Genomic DNA, 21,197 nt, shown 5'->3' with positions numbered 1-21,197 from the left:
CCGCAGCCGCGCCTGCCGAAGTTGCCCCGCACCCGGCGCGCCCAGCGGCGCCTCGCCCAGACGGTGATGCTCGCGTGCGTATTCGCGCTCGCGCCGGCGACCTGGATGCATGCCGTCGCCGACGGCCGGGTCCGCACGGTCGCCGAGGTGCCCGCGCGGGATGTCGCCGTCGTCTTCGGGGCCGGTCTGTGGAAGGGCCGCCCCACGCCCTACCTCGCGCACCGGCTGGACGCGGCGGCCGAGCTGTACCGGGCGGGCAAGGTCAAGGTCGTGCTGGTCACGGGTGACAACAGCCGCGTGGAGTACGACGAGCCGGACGCCATGCGCACGTACCTCACCGCCCGCGGTGTGCCGGACAAGCAGATCGTCAGCGACTACGCGGGGTTCGACACCTGGGACTCCTGCGTACGCGTCAAGAAGATCTTCGGGGTCGACCGCGCGGTCCTGGTGACCCAGGACTTCCACATCCGGCGCGCCGTCGCGCTCTGCCAGGCGGCCGGCGTCGAGTCGTACGGGGTCGGGGTTGCCGAGCCCCATGACGCGACCTGGTACTACGGCGGGACGCGGGAGCTGTTCGCGGCGGGCAAGGCGGCACTGGACGCCGCGTTCGCCCCGGATCCGCGGTTCCTCGGGGCGAAGGAGCCCGGCGTGCAGGAAGCGCTGGCCGCGGCGGCAAGGTGACACGCGTCGGCGGCTCGCGGCCACAGACTCGCTTCGCGATCCGCCGCGCGCGACAGTGAGCTGTATGGAAAAAGACGTAGCAACCCTGCTCAGCCTGCACGCCGAATCGCTCGCGCTCTTCACCGACCGCGTCCACTCCGTGCGGGCCGATCAGTGGGACGACCCGACGCCCTGCACCGAGTGGTCCGTACGCGATCTCGTCAACCATCTCACCGCGGAACAGCTGTGGGTGCCGGACCTGATGACCGACGGGTTGAGCACGGAAGAGGTGGGCGACGCATACGAGGGCGATGTGCTCGGCGACAACCCGCGGGCCGCCTGGGACGCCGCCGCGCGCGCCGCCCGCAGGGCCTTCGCGGCGCCCGGCGCTCTGGAGCAGACAGTGCAGCTCTCGTACGGCGAGACCCCGGCCGTCGCCTACTGCGCACAGATGATCACGGACGCGGTCGTGCACGGCTGGGACCTGTCCCGGGCGATCGGCGCGCCCGAGCGGCTGCCGGACGCGCTGGTCGGCTTTGCGCTCGAGGAGGTCACGCCATACGCGGCGGAGCTGTCGAAGTCCGGGATGTTCGCGGCGCCCATTGAGCCGCCGCCGGGGGACAGCCACCAGGCGAGGCTGCTGGCCCTGCTCGGCCGCCGCGCCTGACGCGACCTCGCGGGACGCCGCCTCACGGGGCGGCGGGGCGCGGGCGGAGGTGGGCGTACCCGGACCGTAATCCGGAACGCCCCAACGCGTAACACGGGCGTTTCAACCTGGCTGTATGCCCGACGTCGCAAGCGCCACCCCCACCGCTCCGGCCGCCACCCCGACCCACTGTCCCTACTGCGCCCTGCAGTGCGGCATGAGCCTGCGCGGGGGCGCCGAGGCGGTCGAGGTCGTGGAGCGCCCGGACTTTCCCGTGAACCGGGGCGCGCTGTGCGGCAAGGGCCGTACCGCGCCCGCAGTGCTCTCCTCCCGGGTGCGCCTGACCGAGCCCCTGGTTCGTCGCCACGCCACAGGCAGGCTCGAGCCGGCCACCTGGGAGGAGGCCCTGGAGACGGTCGCGGCCGGGCTGCGGCGTACGAGGACTGTGTACGGTCCCGACGCTGTCGGCGTCTTCGGGGGCGGGGGGCTCACCAATGAGAAGGCGTACGCGCTCGGGAAGTTCGCGCGGGTCGTTCTCGGCACCTCGCAGATCGACTACAACGGACGTTTTTGCATGTCGTCGGCGGCGGCCGCGCATCAGCGGGCGTTCGGCCTCGACCGCGGGCTGCCGTTCCCGCTGGAGGACATTCCGCGCAGCGGGTGCGTGATCCTCGTCGGGTCGAACCTCGCCGAGACGATGCCGCCCGCGCTGCGCTATCTGACCGAGCTGCGGGAGAACGGCGGCAAGCTGATCGTCGTCGACCCGCGGCGCACGCGGACCGCGGAACAGGCCGATCTGCATCTTGCGCCCCGGCCGGGGACGGACCTGGCGCTCGCGCTGGGACTGTTGCATGAGGTGGTGGCACAGGGGCGTACGGACGAGGCGTTCATCCAGGACCGCACGAGCGGCTGGGAGGAGGCCAGGGCGGCGGTGATGGCGCACTGGCCGGAGCAGGTCGAACGCCTCACCGGCGTCGGCGTGCCCCAACTGCGCGAGGCGGTACGGCTGTTCTGCGACGCGGACTCGGGGATGGTGCTCACGGCGCGCGGACCCGAGCAGCAGTCCAAGGGCACGGACACGGTGAGCGCGTGGATCAACCTGTGTCTGGCGACGGGGCGGGCGGGCCGTCCGCTGTCCGGCTACGGCTGCCTGACCGGCCAGGGCAACGGGCAGGGCGGCCGCGAACACGGCCAGAAGGCGGACCAGTTGCCGGGCTACCGCAAACTGGACGACCCGGCGGCGCGGGCGCATGTCGCCCGGGTGTGGGGTGTGGAGCCCGAGACCCTGCCGGGCCCGGGCCGCAGCGCGTACGAACTGCTCGACGCACTGGGCGGCGACATCCGGTCCCTGCTGCTGATGGGCTCGAACCCGGTGGTCTCCGCACCACGCGCCGGGCATGTGGAGGAGCGGCTGCGTTCGCTGGACTTCCTGGCGGTGGCGGACGTGGTCCTCTCGGAGACGGCGGCGCTGGCGGACGTGGTGCTGCCGGTCACCCAGTGGGCGGAGGAGACAGGCACGATGACCAACCTGGAGGGCCGGGTCCTGCTCCGCAGGCGTGCGCTGTCGCCACCGCCGGGAGTACGCAGCGACCTGGAGGTCCTGGGCGGCCTTGCGAGCCTGCTGGGCCACGAGAAGGGTTTCCCGTCGGACCCGGAGGAGGTCTTCGACGAACTCCGCCGGGCGTCGGCGGGAGGCCCGGCGGACTACTCGGGCATCACGTACGGGCGGATCGCGGCGGAGGACGGGGTGTTCTGGCCCTGCCCGGAGACCACGGCGGCCGAGCCTGACGGCCCCGGGCGCGCGGCCCACCCCGGGACGCCCCGGCTCTTTCTCGAGCGGTTTGCCACGCCCGACGGGCGTGCCCGGTTCATCGCCGTCGCGCATCGGGCCGCCGCCGAGGAGACCGACGAGGCCTATCCCGTGCTGCTGACCACCGGGCGGGTCGTCTCGCACTATCAGTCCGGGGCGCAGACCCGGCGCGTCGACGAGCTCAATGCCGCCGCGCCGGGGCCGTTCGTCGAGTTGCATCCGATGCTCGCCGAGCGGCTCGGGGCCGTCGAGGGTGAACCCCTCGCCGTCGTGTCGCGGCGGGGCCGGGCTGTCGGGCCCGCGCGGATCACTGCCGGGATACGGCCGGACACCGTATTCATGCCGTTCCACTGGCCGGGCGAGGGCCGGGTCAACTCGGTGACGAATCCCGCGCTCGACCCGACCTCGCGGATGCCCGAGTTCAAGGTGTGCGCGGTCCGCGTGGAGCGCGTGAACCAGCAGCTCTAGCCGCAGCCCAGCCGCGGTTCGGCCGGTTCAGCCGCGCCAGTCGCCGCTGCGGATCCGCGCGCCCTTCGCCCGCAGCTCACGGGCCACGACCGGCGCGGCGACGTACACCCACGCCCGTATCGCCGTGCCGTCCGGGCGCACGACCTCGCGCGCCACCCGTTCGTACAGATTGCGCGGGTGACCCGGCGCGAGGTACTCCTCCAGCCGGTCGAGTACGGCCAGCAGCTCGCCGTACTCCCCCGGCGCCGCCGTCACCACCTCACCGACGACCGTGCCGCCGCCGGGTTCGAGAAGGGCGTACGGATAGCCCGGCCCCTCGTACAGCACCGCGTCCTCGAGCACCGCGGGCGCCTCCGCCGCCGTGCGGCCGTGCAGGAACAGGTCGTGGTTGCACTCGCCGGGGCGCAGCGTGCCGTAGACGAAGAACGGCAGCGCTTCCCGAGGCCCGCACCCGCTCACGGCGCGACGGTCTCCGCGCCGATCCACGCCAGATACGCCGCGCTGCCTCCCACCACGGGCGTCACGATGATCTCCGGGGTCTCGTAGTTGTGCCCCGCGATCAGCTGCGCTTCGAGCGCCGGATAGCACGCCTCTGTCGTCTTGAAGAGAACCTGCCACTCCTCCGCCGTCTCGATCGCGTTCTTCCAGCGGTAGACGGACGTGACGGGGGCGGAGATCTGCGCGCACGCGGCCAGCCTCGCCTCCACCGCACCGCGCGCGAGCTGCTGCGCCGTGTCGGCGTTGTCGGTCGTGGTGGATACGGTCAGTACGGTCAGCGCCTCGGCCACTGACAGGCTCCTTCTCGCCGTCGGGTTCCGGGGCGGGACCCGAGTCCAGCACCGGTCGGTCGGGCCACCGTACGCATGCTGTGGAACAACATGCCGCTGTCCGTGCTCCCGCCCGGCGGCTGCATGTCACCCGTCGCGCTCCGGAGGGAACGGGCCCCAGTCGCCATGACCGCCGGGCCGACGCGCCGTCACCCGTTCGGCGCGCCGGGGCCCCCATAGGTCACCTGATTCCCCATCACCCGTGATGACCTGCGACGACGCCTCACGTCCAGCGCGACACACCGGGCCAAGCCGGGAAATCTGATTGACCATCAGCAGGCTTGGTCGTGGGCTGCGCCGTACCAAGGGAGAGGAGGACGACGCCCGTCGCAGCTCCGCACTTCCCCGGAGGACCACCATGCGCACCACCGCCCGCCTGCTCACCGGCACCGCGCTGGCGCTCGCCACCCTGGCGATCGGTGCCCACGGGGTCCACGCCGAGGATGTCGACTCGCTGGAGATCTTCCCCTCGACCGCCACGCCGGGCACCGTCATCATCGTGAACATCACGATCTGCGGCACGGGCGGCCGCGGCGTCGGTGACGCGCGTGCGCTGGGCGTCGAGGAGTTCAAGCTGGCACCGGGGACGCACAAGGAGGTCGTGGGCGGCCAGTTCAGGGTTCCCGACCACGCCCAGGCGGGGACCTACGCCATCGGCGTGAAGTGCAACAACGGCCGGCATGCCTCCGGGGACCTGGTCGTACGGCACCACAGCCAGCAGCCCAGTGGCCATGTGAACACCGGCGTCGGCGGCAGCGTGGGCCCCGACACCACCAAGATCGCGGCGGGTGTGGCTGTGCTGGCCACGGCCGCCGTCGGCGGGACGCTGCTCCTGCGCCGTCGGGCGAGCGGCGCGCAGGACAGGTGAGGGGCCGGTTGCCACCGCCCCTCGTACCGCCGTGTCCCCGCTCCCGTCAGGTCTTCGCGACCTGCCGGGAGCGGGCGAGATTCCGGAGGACCGATGAGCGCCAGGGGCAAGGGCTGGGGCATAGCCGTCGCCGTCTGCGCCGGCCTCTGGCTGGTTCACAGCGGCTCCGAGAATGTGACCCCACCCGTTCCGTCCGCCGCCGAAGCGTTCGCGGCCGGCCCCAGGATCCACACCGACGCGGCCGCCGACCCTCTGCCGCCGTCCGCGCCGGTACGGCTGCGCATACCCGAGATCGAGGTCGACGCCCCGGTCGCACGACTGGGCCTCCGCGAGGACGGCAGCCTGGAGGTGCCGCCGGCCGGCGACCGCAACCTTGTGGGCTGGTACCGCGACGGCACTGCCCCGGGGGCGAAGGGCACGGCGATCGTCGCCGGACACGTCGACAACGCGAAGGGTCCTTCCGTCTTCTACAGCCTGGGCGCGCTGAAGAAGGGGCACCGGATCGAGGTGTCCCGCAAGGACGGCCGCACGGCGGTGTTCACGATCGACGCCATCGAGGTGTACGAGGCCGACGACTTCCCGGACGAGAAGGTGTACGGGTCCAGGGACCGCGCCGAACTGCGGGTGATCACCTGCGGGGGCGGATTCACGAAGAAGACCGGCTACCGGGGCAATGTGGTGGCGTACGCGCATCTCATCGGGGTACGGCCCGCGCCGGTGTGAGCTACGCCGTCCACTGGTCGAAGGCGAGCTTCGCGACCAGCGAGAACACCACGACGAGCAGCACCCCGCGGACGAATTCGCTTCCCTTCCTGAGCGCCATCCGTGCCCCGAACATCCCGCCCGCCAGGTTGAACAACGCCATCAGACCGGCCAGTTGCCACATCACCGTGCCCTGATAGGCGAACATCGCCAGCGCCCCGCCGTTGGTGCAGACGTTGACGATCTTGGCAGTGGCGGACGCGGTCACCAGGTCGAGATGGAGTACGGCGGTGAGCGCGAGCACCAGGAAGGTGCCGGTGCCGGGCCCGAACAGCCCGTCGTAGAAGCCGATCCCGCCGCCCACGAGCACGATCGCGACCACCGTCCTGGCCCGGCCGACGGTGTGCCGGTCCGCGTCCGTCGCGGTGCCGAACGCCGGGCGCAGCATCACAAAGGCGGCGACGCCGAGCAGCACCACCATGATGACGGGCCGCAGTACGTCGCTGCTGATCCCGGCCGCGAAGAACGCGCCGCCCATCGAACCCGCGAGCGCGGCGAGCCCGATCCGTACCGCCGTCTCCACCTGCACCGGCGCCTTGCGCACATAGGTGATAGCCGCTCCCGAGGTGCCGACGATGGCGACGGCCTTGTTCGTACCGAGGATCTGCGCGGCCTGGACCTGCGGCAGGCCGAGCAGCATCGCCGGCAGAAGCAGCAGCCCGCCGCCACCGACCACCGCGTCGATCCAGCCGGCCGCCGCGGCGGCGAGGCAGAGGAGGACGAGCGTGGTCAGCGATATGTCGGGCATGCTCGCGACCCTACGAAGGTGATGGGTGTGGCGTCCATCAGTCCCGGAAGAGTTGAGCGACGTCTGAGCCTGCGGCGGCGGGCCCGGTCGCGACGGGCAACCTGGTGCCGATGACGACGGTGGCGTACAGCTCATCGGACGCAGCCACGCGCGGGACCAGTCCGCCGCGGGCGACGGTCTCCACGGCCCGCGGCGCCTGGCGCTCGCTCGTCTCGAAGAGCAGACAGCCGCCCGGAGCCAGCCACCGCGCGGCCTCGGCGGTCACCCGGCGCAGCACGTCGAGCCCGTCCGCGCCGCCGTCGAGCGCCACCAGAGCCTCGTGCACGCGGGCCTCCGCGGGCAGCAGTTCGATCTCCTCGGTCGGCACGTACGGGACGTTGGCCAGGAGGACGTCGACGCGGCCGCGCAGGCCGGCGGGCAACGGATCGTAGAGATCGCCCTCGTACACCCGCCCACCGGCGGCGGCGACATTGCGCCGGGCACAGCGCACCGCTGCGGGGTCGATGTCGGAGGCATGCAGCTCTCCCCCGTCCAGCACTGCGACGAGCGCCGCGCCCAACGCGCCCGAGCCGCAGCACAGATCGACCACGACGGCCCCCGGCCCGGCGAGGGCGGCGGCCTGACCGACAAGGAACTCGGTACGGCGGCGAGGTACGAAGACGCCCGGGTCCACGGCCACCCGCAGACCGCAGAACTCGGCCCAGCCGAGGACGTGTTCGAGGGGCTGCCCGGCGATGCGCCGGTCCACCATGGCCGCGAGGTCGTCCGGGGTCCGTGCCGTGGAGATGAGCAACTGCGCCTCGTCCTCGGCGAAAACACAGCCGGCGGCGCGCAGCCTGGTGACGATGGCGGGCTGAGAAAGGGACGACGGAGAAGGAGAAACTGACACGAGAGCCTTTCGGGACACCGAAGGGCGCTCTCCCGGTCAGCTAGCTCGGGTGAGCCGCAGAGCCGTGAGATGAGAGCACCCAGCCTGCTACAGCGGTAATGGGTCTCACCTCCTGGAACGTGTGCTGCTGGAGACGGCAACATTACCCGACGGGGCCGACGACGGGCACCCGAGGACCCTCGGCTCAGGTCCTCGGCACGGAGCCTCGGGCTCAGGTCCTCGGCACGGAGCCTCGGGCTCAGGACCGCGGGCTCAGGACCGCGCGTCCAAGTAGCGCAGCACCGCCAGGACGCGGCGGTGGCCCGGCTCCCCCGGCACGAGGCCGAGCTTGGCGAAGATGTTCGCGATGTGCTTCTCCACCGCCCGCTCCGAGACCACGAAGCTCTCGGCGATCGACTGGTTCGTACGGCCCTCGGCCATCAGTCCGAGCACCTCGCGCTCCCTCGGGGTCAGCGCGTCGAGTGCCGAGGCCCTGCGGGTGGCGCCGAAGAGCCGGGCGACCACCTCGGGGTCCAGCGCGGTGCCTCCCGATGCGACCCGTTCCAGTGCCGCCACGAACTCGCCGATGTCCACGACCCGTTCCTTCAGCAGATAGCCCACCCCCGCGCCGCCGTCGCCGAGCAGCTGGGTCGCGTACCGCGTCTCCACGTACTGGGAGAAGATCAGCACTCCGATGCCGGGCCACGAGGAGCGGATCTCGACGGCCGCGCGCAGGCCCTCGTCCGTGTGGCCCGGGGGCAGCCGGATGTCGATCACGGCCGCGTCCGGCTGGTGTTCGGCGACCGCCGCGAGCAGGGACGCCGCGTCGCCGACCGCCGCCGCCACCTCCACGCCGCGCAGGGCGAGAAGCTGGACCAGGCCGTCGCGCAGCAGCGCGGAGTCCTCGGCGATGACCACGCGCATGGGATGAGTCCTCGGTAGGTTTCAGCGGCAGGGAAGCAGGACGGTCACCACCGTAGGGCCTCCCGCCGGGCTGTCGCAGGTCAGTACCCCGTCGACGGTTCGGATCCGGGCCAGCAGCCCGGTCAGTCCGCTGCCCGCCCCGATCGCCGCCCCGCCGCGGCCGTTGTCCCGTACGGACAGGCGCAGTTCGCCGTTCCCGCACGACACGTCGACGGTGGCTCGCGTGGCGTGCGCGTGCTTGACGACGTTCGCGAGGAGCTCGGCAGCACAGAAGTAGGCGATGGACTCCAGGGCGGGCGAGGGACGTTCGCGCATGTCCGCCGTCAGCGACACCGGCAGCGGCACGTCCGCCGTGAGTGTCTCCAGCGCCGTGTCCAAACCCTGGTCGAGTACGGGCGGATGGATACCGCGCACCAGATGGCGCAGGTCGGCCACCGCCTGGGTGGCGTTCGTACGGGCCGTCTCGACCACGGCGAGCACCCGCTCCCGGTCCGCGTCCGCCGCGATCAGTTCGCCGATCATCGTCAGGTGCATGCCGAGTCCGACGAGCCGGACCTGTGTGCCGTCGTGCAGATCCCGCTCGATGCGGCGCAGGGTCGCCGCCGCGTCCTCGACGGCCAGCGCCCTGGTCTCCTCCAGCGTGCGGATCCGGCGTTCCGCCGGGTCCCGGCCGAGCAGCGTGGACAGCAGCAGCCGGTGCGGTACGAGGGCGTGACGCAGCAGCCAGGGGGCTATGTAGAGCAGCAGCGCGCCGGCCGCCACGACGACCGGCCAGCGCGGCCAGGAGTCCATCTGGACGCCCCAGAACTCGAGCGTCACATGCCGTACGGAGCCGTCCGGCTCGCGCACCGTCGTATAGTTCCAGCGCTTGAGGAGGGGGTGCAGGACGAACAGCGCCCCGTACACATAGGCGACGACGGCCGCGGCGAAGGGCAGGAGTGCGGTCAGCGGGGCCGCCGACGCGCAGCCCACCGCCCGCCAGCCGGCCCGGTCCCCCAGCACCGCCCGCCGCCAGCCGAAGGCCCCGGGTTCCTCGCGCCGCACCGGCGGCTCGATGTCGAGGCCGAGCAGGGCGCGGGCGAGGGCCCGCTGGAGCCCGCCGGCGGCCAGCGCCCCGCGCACGGTCAGAGCGATCAGCCACGGACCGGCCGCCGTCACCGAGAGCACGCCGCCCACCAGCAGCCCGCCCAGCACCAGCGGCATGTTCACCAGGGCGAGCGGCAGGGCGAGGACGGCGTATCCGGCGGTGCGCAGTCGGCGCATGGGGCGAGACGGTATGAGGCGGGGCTGCATGGCGCCAACCTAGAGCTGGTGGATCACGGGTACGGAAAGGACTCCACACATCGCGGCGACTGCCGCAGCGATCCCAGCGGTCCTCGGCAGCCCCCTGCGGTCCCTGCCGAGGAAGCCCGTGACCAGCCGGGCCTGCAGCTTCGTGAATCCCTTGACGACCCACGGCGTGAGGAGCAGGAAGGGCACGCCGCCGCCGATGGCGTGCACGGCCCAGGCGCCGGCCAGGGTGGGGCCTCCCCAGGACTGGGTGGGGTCGTTGTCGGGACGCAGCGGGAAGCCGAGGTTGACCGCCACCACGGTCCAGCAGTAGAAGGTGACGGTCAGCGCGGCAACGTTGACCGGCAGGCTGACCAGCGCGTGCGCCAGCGCGAGCGGTCCGGTGTGTTCCGGCCCGTCGTCGTCCCCCCCCGAGCAGGCGCGCGGCGAGCCCGCGCTGTATGCGCCCGGCCGGGCCGCCCACGAGAGCGATAGGGACGCACAGGATGCCGACCGGGAGGGCGAGCGCGATGTATCCGACCCGCTTCCAGGTATACGCGGTGAAGGGGGCACGGAGGATCGCGCGGGTACGGTTCGCGACGAGCGGGGTCCGGTGTGTGGTGTCCATGCACCCCAGGCTTCCGCGGGGCGGGCCGCCGCTCGATCGTGCCAGTACGGAGCTGTGGGGTGGGGCAGACCGGACCCCAACCCTCACACCCTCTCGCCCGGCGCGCTGAGCTCAGCGTTCCCGGTGAGTAACAGCAAAGGACCTGCCGGGTAACACCGACGCCGCAGGCTGCTGACATGGCTTCGCAGACTGTGGTGATCGGCGGCGGGACGGCGGGCGCGCGACTTGCGCGGCAGCTCGTCACCGGCGGCATGTCCGTCACCGTCATCGGCGAGGAGCCGCACGCCCCCTATAACAGGGTGCTGCTCGCGGATGTTCTCGCCGGACGGTACGGGCCCGAGGTGATCGCCCTGCCCGAGGTGCCGGTGCGGTCCGGCGTGCGGGCGACCGCCATCGACCGGGACCGGCGCCTCGTGCACTGCGAGGACGGTACCTCGCTGGCGTACGACCGACTGGTGCTCGCGACCGGCTCGAACCCGGTGCTGCCACCGCTACGGGGGCTCGACGGCGGGCTGCCCGAGGGGGTGCACGCCTTCCGCACCATGGACGACTGCGCGGCCCTGTCCGCGGCCGTACGGCCCGGCATCGGCGCGGTCGTCGTCGGCGGCGGGCTGCTCGGCGTCTCCGCGGCACGGGCGCTCGCGGCACGCGGCGCCAAGGTGGTGCTCGCCCAGCAGGGTGAGCACCTCATGGAGCGCCAGCTGGACGTCGCCGCCTCCCAGTTGCTCCGCACCCACCTCGAAGAGCTGGGCGTCGAGGTGCACACCGAGTGCCGGGTTCGCGGACTGCGCGGACTGCGCGGCACGAGCGTGGAACTCGCCGACGGCTATGTCCTCGACGCCGAACTCGTCGTCATCGCCTGCGGCGTCCGCCCCCGGGTCGGTCTTGCGCGGGACGCCGGTCTCGATGTCCGCAGGGGCATCGTCGTCGACGACGAACTGCGCACCTCGGACCCGTACATCCACGCCATCGGCGACTGCGCCGAGCACGGCGGTCAGCTCTATGGACTTGCGGGCCCGGCCCTCGACCAGGCGGACGTCCTGGCGACCGTACTCGCGGGCGGCACCGCCGCATACACCGGCACCCGCGCCCTGACCCGGCTGACCCTGGCCGGCCAGGGCCCCTTCGACCTCGCCGCGTTCGGCGAGACGACCCCGCTCCCGGGGGACGACGTCGTCCGGCTCGCCGATGCCACCCGGGGCGCATACCGAAAGGTCGTCGTCCGCGGGGACCGGCTCGTCGGCGGGATTCTCCTCGGCGATCTCGGCACCGTCGGCGAACTGGCCCGTACCTGGGAGGGCGACGAGCCGCTCCCCTCCACCCCGTTGTTGCATCTGCTTGGAGGCTCCTGAGATGTCCACCCCCACGATCGTGGTCGTCGGCCACGGGATGGTCGGCCAGCGCTTCCTGGAGGCCCTCGCAGAACGCGGGGTTGCCGGGCGGGCGCGGATCGTCGTGCTGTGCGAGGAGCCCCGCCCCGCCTACGACCGGGTCCAGCTGACCTCCTACTTCAGCGGCCGCACGCCCGACGAACTCTCCCTCGTCGAGGACGACTTCTTCGAGCGCCACGGCATCGAGCTGCACATCGACGACCCGGCCGAGACCATCGACAGGCAGGCGCGCACGGTCACCTCACGCGCCGGACGGACCTTCACGTACGACACGCTCGTGCTGGCCACCGGCTCGTACCCCTTCGTGCCGCCCGTGCCCGGCAAGGACAGCGACGGCTGCTTCGTCTACCGCACCATCGAGGACCTTCTCGCGATCGAGGAGTACGCCAAGAACTGCACGACCGGCACCGTGGTGGGCGGCGGGCTGCTGGGTCTCGAGGCGGCCGGGGCCCTCAAGGGGCTGGGACTCGCCACACACATCGTCGAGTTCAATCCGCGGCTGATGTCCCTACAGGTGGACGAGGGCGGCGGCGCCGCGCTGCGCCGCACCGTCGAGAACATGGGCCTGGTCGTGCACACGGGCGTCGGCGGGAAGGAGATCATCGCGGGCGAGGACGGCGCGGTGACCGCGATGGCGCTGTCGGACGGCTCGTCCATCGACACCGACCTGGTCATCTTCTCGGCGGGTGTGCGGCCCAGGGACCAGCTCGCGCGCGACAGCGGGATCTCCGTCGGCGAGCGCGGCGGCATCACGGTCGACGAGCAGTGCCGTACGAGCGACCCTGCGGTGTACGCCATCGGCGAGTGCGCGCAGGCCGCCGACGGCCGGGTCTACGGACTGGTCGCGCCCGGATACGAGATGGCGGAGGTGGCCGCCGACGCCATCGCCGAAACGGCCGGCAACACGGGCGGCTTCACGGGCGCCGACACCTCCACCAAGCTCAAGCTGCTGGGCGTGGACGTGGCGTCCTTCGGTGACGCGCACGGGACCGCCGACGGCTGCCTGGACGTCGTGTACTCCGACTCCCGGTCCGGGGTCTACAAGAAGCTGGTCATCGGCCGCGAGGGCGAGCTCCTCGGCGGCGTACTGGTCGGCGACGCCGACTCCTACGGCATGCTGCGACCGTTCACCGGCTCCGTCCCGCCGCTCTCGCCCGAGCAGCTCGTGCTGCCCGCTGGGATCGGCGCACCGACCGCGCTCGGCCCGTCCGCGCTGCCCGACGACGCGGTCATCTGCTCCTGCCACAACGTCACCAAGGGCACGATCCGCGGAGCGGTCACCGAGCACTCCTGCACCACCGTGCCCGAGGTCAAGAAGTGCACCAAGGCCGGTACGGGCTGCGGCAGTTGCGTCAAGGTGCTCGGTCAGCTGGTCAACGCCGAGCTGGAGGCCTCGGGCGTAGAGGTCGACAAGGGCCTGTGCGGCTGCTTCGGCCAGAGCCGCCAGGAGCTGTACGAGATCGTGCGGGCGCTGCGCATCACCTCGTACCAGGACCTCCTCGACCGGCACGGACGGGACGCCGCCCGCGGCGGCAACGGCTGTGAGATCTGCAAGCCGACCGTCGGCTCGATCATCGCCTCCCTCGCGCCCACGATCGGCGCCTCGGGCTATGTCCTGGAGGGCGAGCAGGCCGCGCTCCAGGACACCAACGACCACTTCCTCGCCAATATCCAGAAGAACGGCTCGTACTCGATCGTGCCGCGTATTCCGGGCGGCGAGATCACGCCGGAGAAACTGATCGTGATCGGCGAGGTGGCCCGTGACTTCGGTCTCTACACAAAGATCACGGGCGCTCAGCGCGTCGACATGTTCGGCGCACGCGTCGATCAACTGCCGCTGATCTGGGCGCGGTTGGTGGAGGCGGGCTTCGAGTCCGGGCATGCGTACGGCAAGGCGCTGCGCACCGTGAAGTCCTGTGTCGGCCAGACCTGGTGCCGCTACGGCGTGCAGGACTCGGTCCGGATGGCGATCGATCTGGAGCTGCGCTACCGGGGGCTGCGCTCCCCGCACAAGCTGAAATCCGCCGTCTCGGGCTGCCAGCGCGAGTGCGCGGAGGCGCAGTCCAAGGACTTCGGCGTCATCGCCACGGCGAACGGCTGGAACCTCTACGTCGGCGGTAACGGCGGCGCGACCCCGCGCCACGCGGATCTGCTCGCCCAGGATCTCTCCGACGCGGAGCTGATCCGGCTGATCGACCGGTTCCTGATGTTCTACATCCGCACCGCCGACCGTCTCGAGCGCACCTCGACGTGGCTGGAGCGGATCGAGGGCGGACTCGATCACATTCGGGACGTGGTCGTCCACGACTCGCTGGGCATCTGCTCCGAGCTGGAGTCGTTGATGGCGGACCATGTCGCGGGCTACCGCGACGAGTGGTCCGAGACGATCAACGACCCGGAGCGGCTGCGTCGCTTCGTCTCGTTCGTCAACGCGCCCGACGTCCCGGACCCGACGGTGAAGTTCGTGCCCGAGCGCGACCAGGTCAAGCCCGATCTGCCGCTGCTGTCCATCCGTCCGCTGGAAGCCCTGGAAGGTACCGCCGCCCGATGACGATCGCACCCGAAAAAACGGAAACTCAGGTCCAGCTCCGCCTGGGCCAGGAGTGGATCGCGCTCTGCGCGCTGTCCCTGCTCACCCCGGGCCGGGGGGTCGCGGCGCTGCTGCCCGACGGCCGCCAGGTTGCGGTCTTCCTGGACCGCGAGGGCACTGCGTACGCCATCGACAACCGCGACCCCTTCTCGGGCGCCCAGGTCCTCTCCCGCGGCCTTCTCGGCTCGTCGTCCGGCGGCCCGTTCATCGCGTCGCCGCTGCTCAAGCAGCGCTTCGACCTGGCGAGCGGGCGCTGCCTGGACGACGACACGGAATCGGTGACGGCGTACGAGGTACGGCTTCACTGACCTTGAACTCCGCTCACGCGTCGCGTGTCACTGCCCTGATCGCCCGCGACGCGTGAGCGGCCAAACCGCCATCTCCTCCCTTGCGTCACGGCGAGCACCGCTCCGCCGAGGAGTATGAGCGCGCCCACCGTCTGGACCGGGCCGAAGGACTCACCCAGGAAGACCGTGGCGCAGAAGGTCCCGAACACCGGCACCATGAACATCATCACGGACGCCGACGCGGGTCCGACCGCCGCAACTCCCCGGTAGTAGAGGAGATTGGCGACTGCGGTCGGGCCGACGGCGAGGAAGACGACGTTCAGCCAGAACCCCGGCGTGAGATCGCTCCAGGCCACCCGGCCCATCTCGGGCGCGGAGTAGATGCCGAGGAGCACCGCGCCGGCGAGCGTGGCGTACATCGTCGCGCGCAGCGGCTCGATTCCCGCCAGGACCCGCGGTCCGGCCAGGGTGTACGCGGACCAGCAGCCGGCGCCGAGGAGGAAGAGCAGATCCCCGGCAAGCCGCTGCGTACCCCCGCCGCCGGTGCCGACGCCGATGAAGAAGACCACCGCTCCGGCCACCCCCAGGCACAGTCCCGCGATCCGCGCGGGCGAGGCCCGTTCCTTGCGGCTGACCAGCAGAAAAGTGGTGGTGAGTACGGGGCTCATGACAGGGATGATCACGCCGCCGTCCATGGCGGGCGCGAGGGCGAGGCCCCCGAAGAAGCAGATGTTGTACGCGAAGACGCCGAGGACCCCCGCGAGTGCGGCCCGGCCACGGTCGCGTGCCGAGACCGCCGTGTCCCGCCTGCCGAAGAGGCGCAGGGTGAGCAGCAGCGCCAGCGCGCCGCCGCCGAAGCGGAGCAGCGCGGCGATGCCGTGCGGCACCTGCTCGACGACGACCTTCGAGCTGCTGAAGGCGCTGCCCCAGAGCACCATGGTGGTCGTCAGCAGGAGGTAGGGGTTGTCGTGGCTCTTGACTGTGCGCATGCGCCGATGGTCCTCCCCCGGCACCCGGCCCGTCTTGAACGCTCGTGCGGCGGCGACAATGGAGAGGTGGACACCGCACCGACCACGGCAGACGCCTGCGACGGCTGGGCACGCTACTGGCGCGACCCCGACCGCCCGCTGGAGGCCATGCACGCGCACTTCTTCCAGCACGTGTACCACGTGCACAGCCATGACGCGTACTCCTTCGGGATCACCGAGGCCGGCGCCCAGCGCTTCAGCTGCCGGGGCGCGGCGCACACCAGCGGCGCCGGAATGGTCATGGCGTTCAACCCGGACGATCCGCACGACGGGCGGGCCGCGGCCGAACTCGGATACCAGTACCGGATCGTGCACATCGGCCCCGACGTCGTACGCGAGCTGCTCACCGATGTGACCGACGGGCGGGCCGTGATGCCGCTGTTCGCGCAGCCCGCGCTGAGCGATCCGGTGCTCAGGACCGCCCTGCTGCGTCTGCACACCGCGCTGGTCGGCGACGCCGATCCGCTGGTGCGGGACGAACGGCTGACCGCGACCGTCACCGCCATGGTCGGGCGCGGCACGACGCGACCGCTGCGGGTGCGCGAGCTGGAGCGGGGCGGCCGGACCAGGACCGTGGCGCGCCGGGCGCGGGCGCTCCTCGAGGAGGCGTACGCGGAGCAGATCCCCGCCGAGCGGCTCGCCGAGGCCGCGGGCTGCAGCCGGTTCGCGCTGTACCGCGCCTTCCACGCCGAGTACGGCATGTCGCCCAGCGACTGTCAGCGGCTGCTGCGGCTGCGCCGGGCGCGGGCGCTGCTGGCGCACGGCAGTTCGGCGGCGGAGGCGGCGGCCGCGGTCGGATTCGCGGACCAGAGCCACTTCCACCGCTGGTTCGTGCGCTGCTTCGGGGTGACTCCGGGCGCGTACCGGAACGCCACGCCCATCGTGTCCGGTCTTTCCGACTAAGCCCAGGGCGAGAAGGAGCCATCGGAGCGGGCTGCGCCACTGCGCTATTTGGCCGAACTGTGCGTGGACGACTAGATGCCCGAGGCATCTAATGGTGATCGGCACGGCGGAACTCTTCGCTTATGAGGTCACCATGACTGAACCCACTGCCGCAGAACGCATCGCCTCAGAGCCCGCAGACGTGGACCGGATCACCTTTCCGCAGAACCGCAGCTGCCCCTACCACCCGCCCACCCCCTATACGCCCCTGCGCGAAGCGCGGCCCCTCTCCCGTGTCTCGCTCTACGACGGCCGCTCCGTGTGGATCGTCACCGGACACGCCGTCGCACGCGAGCTGCTGGTCGACCCGCGGCTCTCCACCAACCGCGAGAACCAGGCGTTCCCGATGCCCACGGAGCGCTTCGCGCGGCTGAGCAATCGCCGTACGGCACTGCTCGGCGTCGACGACCCCGAGCACAACACCCAGCGGCGGAGGCTCATCCCCAGCTTCACCCTCAAGCGCGTCACCGCGCTGCGGCCGCAGATCCAGCAGACCGTGGACCGGCTGCTCGACGCCATGACCGAGCAGGGGCCGCCCGCCGAGCTGGTGAGCGCCTTCGCGCTGCCGGTACCGTCGATGGTGATCTGCGCACTGCTCGGCGTGCCCTACGCCGACCACGAATTCTTCGAGGCGCAGTCGCGCAGGCTGCTGCGCGGCCCGACCGCCGCCGACACGGAGGAGGCGCGCGACCAGCTGAACGACTACCTCGGCAGGCTGATCGACCGCAAGCGCAGGGACCCGGGCGACGGGCTCCTCGACGAGCTCATCCAGCAGCAGCTGCGTGAAGAAGCCGTGAACCGGCGCGAGTTGATCAGCATGGCCGCGATCCTGCTCGTCGCGGGTCACGAGACGACGGCGAACATGATCTCGCTGGGTACGTTCACCCTGCTCCAGCACCCGGAGCAGCTGGCGGAGCTGCGCGCCGAGCACTCCCTGATGCCCACCGCCGTCGAGGAGTTGCTGCGGTTCCTGTCGATCGCGGACGGAATGCTGCGGGTGGCCACGGAGGACATCGAGGTGGCCGGCACGACCATCCGGGCCGACGAGGGCGTCGTCTTCTCGACCTCTTTGATCAACCGCGACACCGCCGCGTACGCGGAGCCGGACGCGCTGGACTGGCACCGTTCGGCCCGCCACCATGTCGCGTTCGGCTTCGGCATCCACCAGTGCCTCGGGCAGAACCTGGCCCGCGCGGAGATGGAGATCGCGCTGCGGACGCTCTTCGACCGGCTGCCAGGACTGCGGCTTGCGGCGCCCGCCGAGACGATCCCCTTCAAACCCGGCGACACGATCCAGGGGATGCTCGAACTCCCCGTGGCCTGGTAGGCGCCATGGGTACCGACCGTAGGGACACCGGCATCGCCATCGACAAGGACAGGTGCGTCGGGGCGGGGCAGTGCGCGCTGACCGCGCCGGAGGTGTTCACCCAGGACGACGACGGATTCAGCGAGCTGCTGCCGGGCCGCGAGGACGGCACGGGCGGCCCGCTCGTACGGGAAGCGGCCCGGGCGTGCCCGGTGGGAGCCATCCGCGTCCCGCACCGCTGAGACGCGCGCATGGGGCGGGCGGGAGGGTGGCCGGGTACGCCCGTCAGGCGGTGGAGGAACAGCATCGCGACAGGACGCCCGGGTGGTGAACGGCCGCGCGCCCGGCGCACGCCCAGGCGCAACCTTCCCTACCCCCGAGTCGGCGCGCTGGTCGACCGCTGCAGGTCACCACTCGTTGAGGTGCTGTCAATTCAGGACTCCTAGGTTCCGTTACCGCGCCAACTCCGGGACGCCGACCGGCGCCCCGGAGCGGTCACCACCCTCACCTGGAGTGACAGTGGAACGTCGCAACTTCCTGCGTGGAGCAGTCATAGGCACGTCCGCCGCCGCCTTCGGCGGCACCCTGATGCGCGGTGCCGCCTATGCCGCCCCGGCCCAGCCCGGCCCGGGGCCCTACGGGGCCCTCGGCGCCGCGGACGCCAACGGCATTCAGCTGCCCAGCGGATTCAGCAGCCGGGTGATCGCCCGGTCCGGTCAGCACGTCGGCTCGACCTCGTACAACTGGCACAACGCCCCCGACGGCGGCGCCTGCTTCGCGGACGGCTCGGGCTGGATCTATGTCTCCAACTCGGAGATCAACCCGTCCGGCGGCGCGAGCGCGGTGAAGTTCTCCTCGGCCGGCGCGATCACCGGTGCGTACAGAATCCTCTCCAACACCCGCCAGAACTGCGCGGGCGGCAAGACGCCGTGGAACACCTGGCTGTCCTGCGAGGAGGTCAGCCTCGGGTACGTCTACGAGACCGACCCGTACGGCGTGAACGCCGCCGTCCGCCGGGACGCCATGGGCAAGTTCAAGCACGAGGCCGCGGCCGCCGACCCGGTCCGCCATGTCATCTATCTGACCGAGGACGAGACCAACGGCTGCCTCTACCGGTTCATCCCCACCACCTGGGGCAACCTCGCCTCCGGCACGCTCCAGGTGCTCGTCGCGGGCTCCGGCACCTCCGGCTCCTTCAGCTGGCAGAACGTGCCCGACCCGGACGGCTCGCCGACCACGACCCGCACCCAGGTCTCCGGCGCCAAGCACTTCAACGGCGGCGAGGGCTGTCACTACGCCAATGACACCGTCTGGTTCACCACCAAGGGCGACAACCGGGTCTGGCAGCTCAACCTCGCCAGCAGCACCTACGAACTGGCCTACGACGACTCGCTGGTGGTCGGCGGCGGCGCCCCGCTGACCGGCGTGGACAACGTCACCGGCTCGTCCTCCGGCGATCTGTTCGTCGCCGAGGACGGCGGCAACATGGAGATCTGCATCATCACACCGGACGACGTCGTCGCGGTGTTCCTGCGGATCAACGGCCAGTCCTCGTCCGAGATCACCGGACCGGCCTTCTCCCCCGACGGCACCCGGCTGTACTTCTCCAGCCAGCGCGGCACGAGCGGTTCGTCCTCCGGCGGCATCACCTACGAGGTGACGGGACCGTTCCGCTCCTAGGTCGTATACGGCCTGACCGTTCCGCGCCGGGCCGTATACGGCCTGACGACCGGCCTCGACCTAGCCCGCGGCCTCCGCGGTGGCGCCGCCCCTCAGCAGGGCGGCGCCCAGCGGAGTGAGGGTGTGCAGTACGGCGTTGCCATGGCGCAACGTCACTATCAGGCCCGCCTCCCGCAGAACCGCCGCGTGCTGGCTGGCGGAGGCCAGTGACACCCCTGCCCTGCGGGCGAGTTCACTGGTCGTACAGCCGTAGCGGATGGCCTGCAGAACGGCTGAGCGGGTGTGGCCGACCAGCTTGCCGAGCGAGGGTCCGCCGCTCTCGCAGAAGGCCGGTGCGCTGCTGTGGGCGGCGGGATAGACGAGCACCGGCGGCAGCTTGGTGTCGCGGTAGACCACCGGAGTGCCGCGGCAGAAGAACGACGGCTGGAGCAGCAATCCCCGCCCGTTCAGATGCAGTTCACGGTCGACGGGATAGTCCGCCTCCAGGACCGGCGGCCGCCAGCGCAGCACCGGCGGCAGCGAGTCGAGCAGTTCGCCCGCGCCGCCGTCAAGAAGCGCGCGGCCGCGCACCGCACGGTCCGCCTCGACTCTGGCCTGGATGTGCGGCCAGTACGGCTCGATGGCGGCGCGGTGATAGCTGCGCAGCGCGCCGGCGAGACGGGCCACCGCCTCGGGCCTGCCCTCGGCGAGGTCCGCGAGCCGGCCCGGCAGCACCGGCGTGGTGGGACGGCCCCGGAGCACGGAAACGGGGGTGCGTCCGGTGGCCGCCAGGGCCAGTTCGGAGTGCAGGCGTCCGGGCGGTGTGGCCCGCAGCGCCTCCAGTCCCGCCTCCAGACCGCACCCTCCTTCGGGAGGTGTCAGAAAGTCCGGGAAATAACCCCGCGGCGGCACCAGCGCGGCGAGCAGCCGTGTTTCACCATTCAACCGGGCCCGGGTTTCCGAGCGCCATTCCCCGAACGCCAGGGCACGTCGCCGCTCCCGCAATCGGTGAAAACTGAGAATGGTTTCCCACAACACATCCGGTCGGGCCGCCATCCGTACCCCGGCTAGGTCGTCCCCAGTGAAATGGATACGAAGCACTGAACCCCCACCTGTTGCATCCGCAATCGCCCCCGGCACTGAGTATGCACGCAATCACAGGACGTTACCACGGTGTTTCAGCCACAGTTGAAACGCCTCGCGAGGGTCGGGTGCCAACCGAAAGGCTGTACGGCGTCGGGCAGGAAACCTTCTGTCACCGATGGGCGCTGCGAAGACCGTGGGGGGCTTTGCGCGTCCGGCGGCGGGCGACAGAAGGTTGCGGCTCCCTGTCCGGCACGGGTAATGGGGCGCGGCCTGCGGATGGGGATCCGCAGGCTGCGCCTCGCCCCTTGTTTGCTCAGTGAATGGCAGGAAGATGGCAGGAATTCGATTGCCGGTAACGGCCTGGTGCCGTGGCGGTCCGGAATTCAACAGGGACTTTTTCAAACCCGTGAAAAAGGCGGAAGGGGCGGGC

21 protein-coding genes are annotated in these 21,197 nt (G+C 71.3%); 12 read left to right on the top strand and 9 right to left on the bottom strand.

Annotated features, from left to right (window positions below):
* Positions 1-66 precede the first annotated feature (66 nt).
* The 3 genes from ACQEVG_RS06295 to ACQEVG_RS06285 all read left to right on the top strand — a co-directional run bounded on the left by ACQEVG_RS06295 (position 67) and on the right by ACQEVG_RS06285 (position 3,584).
* Positions 67-681, top strand: coding sequence for a SanA/YdcF family protein (locus ACQEVG_RS06295; protein WP_432985110.1), 615 nt, complete (start codon positions 67-69; stop codon positions 679-681).
* Positions 682-745: 64 nt separating this feature from the next.
* The gene (locus ACQEVG_RS06290; protein WP_432978266.1) at positions 746-1,327 is read left to right on the top strand and encodes a TIGR03086 family metal-binding protein; all 582 of its coding nucleotides are present in this window, start codon (positions 746-748) and stop codon (positions 1,325-1,327) included.
* A gap of 115 nt (positions 1,328-1,442) precedes the next feature.
* Positions 1,443-3,584, top strand: a complete 2,142-nt coding sequence (locus tag ACQEVG_RS06285; protein ID WP_432978263.1) for a molybdopterin oxidoreductase family protein — start codon at positions 1,443-1,445, stop codon at positions 3,582-3,584.
* Positions 3,585-3,611: 27 nt separating this feature from the next.
* On the opposite strand, the gene ACQEVG_RS06280 is transcribed toward ACQEVG_RS06285, so the two are convergent.
* Positions 3,612-4,043 carry a gamma-glutamylcyclotransferase family protein gene (locus tag ACQEVG_RS06280; protein ID WP_432978260.1) on the bottom strand — a complete coding sequence of 144 codons (432 nt, stop codon included), beginning with the start codon at positions 4,041-4,043 and terminating at the stop codon, positions 3,612-3,614.
* Positions 4,040-4,372, bottom strand: coding sequence for a divalent-cation tolerance protein CutA (gene cutA / locus ACQEVG_RS06275; RefSeq protein WP_432978257.1), 333 nt, complete (start codon positions 4,370-4,372; stop codon positions 4,040-4,042). Before cutA ends, ACQEVG_RS06280 begins: the two co-directional genes overlap by 4 nt.
* Positions 4,373-4,769: 397 nt before the next feature.
* On the opposite strand from cutA, the gene ACQEVG_RS06270 reads away from it, so the two are divergent.
* The gene (locus tag ACQEVG_RS06270; RefSeq protein WP_432978254.1) at positions 4,770-5,279 is read left to right on the top strand and encodes a hypothetical protein; all 510 of its coding nucleotides are present in this window, start codon (positions 4,770-4,772) and stop codon (positions 5,277-5,279) included.
* Positions 5,280-5,372: 93 nt separating this feature from the next.
* Positions 5,373-6,002, top strand: a complete 630-nt coding sequence (locus ACQEVG_RS06265; RefSeq protein ID WP_432978251.1) for a class F sortase — start codon at positions 5,373-5,375, stop codon at positions 6,000-6,002.
* Between the two features lies 1 nt (position 6,003).
* Here ACQEVG_RS06265 and ACQEVG_RS06260 read toward each other — a convergent pair whose 3' ends face one another.
* The 5 genes from ACQEVG_RS06260 to ACQEVG_RS06240 form a co-directional block, all read right to left on the bottom strand.
* Positions 6,004-6,789 carry a sulfite exporter TauE/SafE family protein gene (locus tag ACQEVG_RS06260; protein ID WP_432978248.1) on the bottom strand — a complete coding sequence of 262 codons (786 nt, stop codon included), beginning with the start codon at positions 6,787-6,789 and terminating at the stop codon, positions 6,004-6,006.
* A gap of 37 nt (positions 6,790-6,826) precedes the next feature.
* On the bottom strand, positions 6,827-7,678 hold the full coding sequence (locus tag ACQEVG_RS06255; protein ID WP_432978245.1) for a putative protein N(5)-glutamine methyltransferase: 852 nt from the start codon (positions 7,676-7,678) through the stop codon (positions 6,827-6,829).
* 252 nt (positions 7,679-7,930) lie between these two features.
* Entirely contained in the window at positions 7,931-8,581 is a 651-nt protein-coding gene (locus ACQEVG_RS06250; protein ID WP_432978242.1) for a LuxR C-terminal-related transcriptional regulator, read from the bottom strand.
* 21 nt (positions 8,582-8,602) lie between these two features.
* Positions 8,603-9,844, bottom strand: a complete 1,242-nt coding sequence (locus ACQEVG_RS06245; RefSeq protein ID WP_432978239.1) for a sensor histidine kinase — start codon at positions 9,842-9,844, stop codon at positions 8,603-8,605.
* Between the two features lie 39 nt (positions 9,845-9,883).
* Positions 9,884-10,423, bottom strand: coding sequence for a hypothetical protein (locus ACQEVG_RS06240; protein WP_432978236.1), 540 nt, complete (start codon positions 10,421-10,423; stop codon positions 9,884-9,886).
* A gap of 231 nt (positions 10,424-10,654) precedes the next feature.
* Between ACQEVG_RS06240 and ACQEVG_RS06235 the strand changes: the two genes are divergently transcribed.
* From ACQEVG_RS06235 to nirD, 3 genes are read left to right on the top strand one after another with little or no spacing between them, the layout of a single operon-like run.
* Positions 10,655-11,830 (top strand): NAD(P)/FAD-dependent oxidoreductase, encoded by a 1,176-nt coding sequence (locus ACQEVG_RS06235; protein WP_432978233.1) that lies wholly within the window; start codon positions 10,655-10,657, stop codon positions 11,828-11,830.
* Position 11,831: 1 nt separating this feature from the next.
* A complete protein-coding gene (gene nirB, locus ACQEVG_RS06230) occupies positions 11,832-14,420 on the top strand; it encodes a nitrite reductase large subunit NirB (RefSeq protein WP_432978230.1) in 2,589 nt (862 codons plus the stop codon).
* The gene (gene nirD, locus ACQEVG_RS06225; protein ID WP_432978227.1) at positions 14,417-14,767 is read left to right on the top strand and encodes a nitrite reductase small subunit NirD; all 351 of its coding nucleotides are present in this window, start codon (positions 14,417-14,419) and stop codon (positions 14,765-14,767) included. The genes nirB and nirD overlap by 4 nt, the downstream gene beginning before the upstream one ends.
* Here nirD and ACQEVG_RS06220 read toward each other — a convergent pair.
* A complete protein-coding gene (locus tag ACQEVG_RS06220) occupies positions 14,761-15,735 on the bottom strand; it encodes a DMT family transporter (RefSeq protein WP_432978224.1) in 975 nt (324 codons plus the stop codon). The two genes, nirD and ACQEVG_RS06220, sit on opposite strands and share 7 nt — an antisense overlap.
* 147 nt (positions 15,736-15,882) lie before the next feature.
* Here ACQEVG_RS06220 and ACQEVG_RS06215 point away from each other — a divergent pair, with 147 nt between their 5' ends.
* The 4 genes from ACQEVG_RS06215 (at position 15,883) to ACQEVG_RS06200 (ending at position 19,702) form a co-directional block, all read left to right on the top strand.
* A complete protein-coding gene (locus ACQEVG_RS06215) occupies positions 15,883-16,677 on the top strand; it encodes an AraC family transcriptional regulator (protein WP_432985107.1) in 795 nt (264 codons plus the stop codon).
* 133 nt (positions 16,678-16,810) lie between these two features.
* Complete coding sequence (locus ACQEVG_RS06210) at positions 16,811-18,043, top strand: cytochrome P450 (protein ID WP_432978221.1); 1,233 nt, start codon at positions 16,811-16,813, stop codon at positions 18,041-18,043.
* 5 nt (positions 18,044-18,048) lie between these two features.
* Positions 18,049-18,264 (top strand): ferredoxin, encoded by a 216-nt coding sequence (locus ACQEVG_RS06205; protein WP_432978218.1) that lies wholly within the window; start codon positions 18,049-18,051, stop codon positions 18,262-18,264.
* Between the two features lie 277 nt (positions 18,265-18,541).
* Positions 18,542-19,702, top strand: a complete 1,161-nt coding sequence (locus ACQEVG_RS06200) for an alkaline phosphatase PhoX (RefSeq protein WP_432985104.1) — start codon at positions 18,542-18,544, stop codon at positions 19,700-19,702.
* 60 nt (positions 19,703-19,762) lie between these two features.
* On the opposite strand, the gene ACQEVG_RS06195 is transcribed toward ACQEVG_RS06200, so the two are convergent.
* Positions 19,763-20,782: an ArsR/SmtB family transcription factor gene (locus ACQEVG_RS06195; RefSeq protein WP_432978215.1), complete on the bottom strand. Its 1,020-nt coding sequence runs from the start codon at positions 20,780-20,782 to the stop codon at positions 19,763-19,765.
* Positions 20,783-21,197: the final 415 nt, after the last annotated feature.

The organism is Streptomyces sp. CA-135486, assembly GCF_050936555.1.
Taxonomy (GTDB): Bacteria; Actinomycetota; Actinomycetes; order Streptomycetales; family Streptomycetaceae; genus Streptomyces.
The sequence above is the reverse complement of the archived record's forward strand: the minus strand, read 5'-3'. Positions and strand labels throughout refer to the sequence as shown.

Bases quoted from the DNA above. Each gene is read 5' to 3' on its own strand.
- ACQEVG_RS06295 (WP_432985110.1), top strand. From the start codon at position 67: ATGCTCGCGTGCGTATTCGCGCTCGCGCCGGCGACCTGGATGCATGCC.
- ACQEVG_RS06290 (WP_432978266.1), top strand. From the start codon at position 746: ATGGAAAAAGACGTAGCAACCCTGCTCAGCCTGCACGCCGAATCGCTC.
- ACQEVG_RS06285 (WP_432978263.1), top strand. From the start codon at position 1,443: ATGCCCGACGTCGCAAGCGCCACCCCCACCGCTCCGGCCGCCACCCCG.
- ACQEVG_RS06270 (WP_432978254.1), top strand. From the start codon at position 4,770: ATGCGCACCACCGCCCGCCTGCTCACCGGCACCGCGCTGGCGCTCGCC.
- ACQEVG_RS06265 (WP_432978251.1), top strand. From the start codon at position 5,373: ATGAGCGCCAGGGGCAAGGGCTGGGGCATAGCCGTCGCCGTCTGCGCC.
- ACQEVG_RS06260 (WP_432978248.1), bottom strand. From the start codon at position 6,789: ATGCCCGACATATCGCTGACCACGCTCGTCCTCCTCTGCCTCGCCGCC.
- ACQEVG_RS06250 (WP_432978242.1), bottom strand. From the start codon at position 8,581: ATGCGCGTGGTCATCGCCGAGGACTCCGCGCTGCTGCGCGACGGCCTG.
- ACQEVG_RS06245 (WP_432978239.1), bottom strand. From the start codon at position 9,844: ATGCGCCGACTGCGCACCGCCGGATACGCCGTCCTCGCCCTGCCGCTC.
- ACQEVG_RS06235 (WP_432978233.1), top strand. From the start codon at position 10,655: ATGGCTTCGCAGACTGTGGTGATCGGCGGCGGGACGGCGGGCGCGCGA.
- nirB (WP_432978230.1), top strand. From the start codon at position 11,832: ATGTCCACCCCCACGATCGTGGTCGTCGGCCACGGGATGGTCGGCCAG.
- nirD (WP_432978227.1), top strand. From the start codon at position 14,417: ATGACGATCGCACCCGAAAAAACGGAAACTCAGGTCCAGCTCCGCCTG.
- ACQEVG_RS06220 (WP_432978224.1), bottom strand. From the start codon at position 15,735: ATGCGCACAGTCAAGAGCCACGACAACCCCTACCTCCTGCTGACGACC.
- ACQEVG_RS06215 (WP_432985107.1), top strand. From the start codon at position 15,883: ATGCACGCGCACTTCTTCCAGCACGTGTACCACGTGCACAGCCATGAC.
- ACQEVG_RS06210 (WP_432978221.1), top strand. From the start codon at position 16,811: ATGACTGAACCCACTGCCGCAGAACGCATCGCCTCAGAGCCCGCAGAC.
- ACQEVG_RS06205 (WP_432978218.1), top strand. From the start codon at position 18,049: ATGGGTACCGACCGTAGGGACACCGGCATCGCCATCGACAAGGACAGG.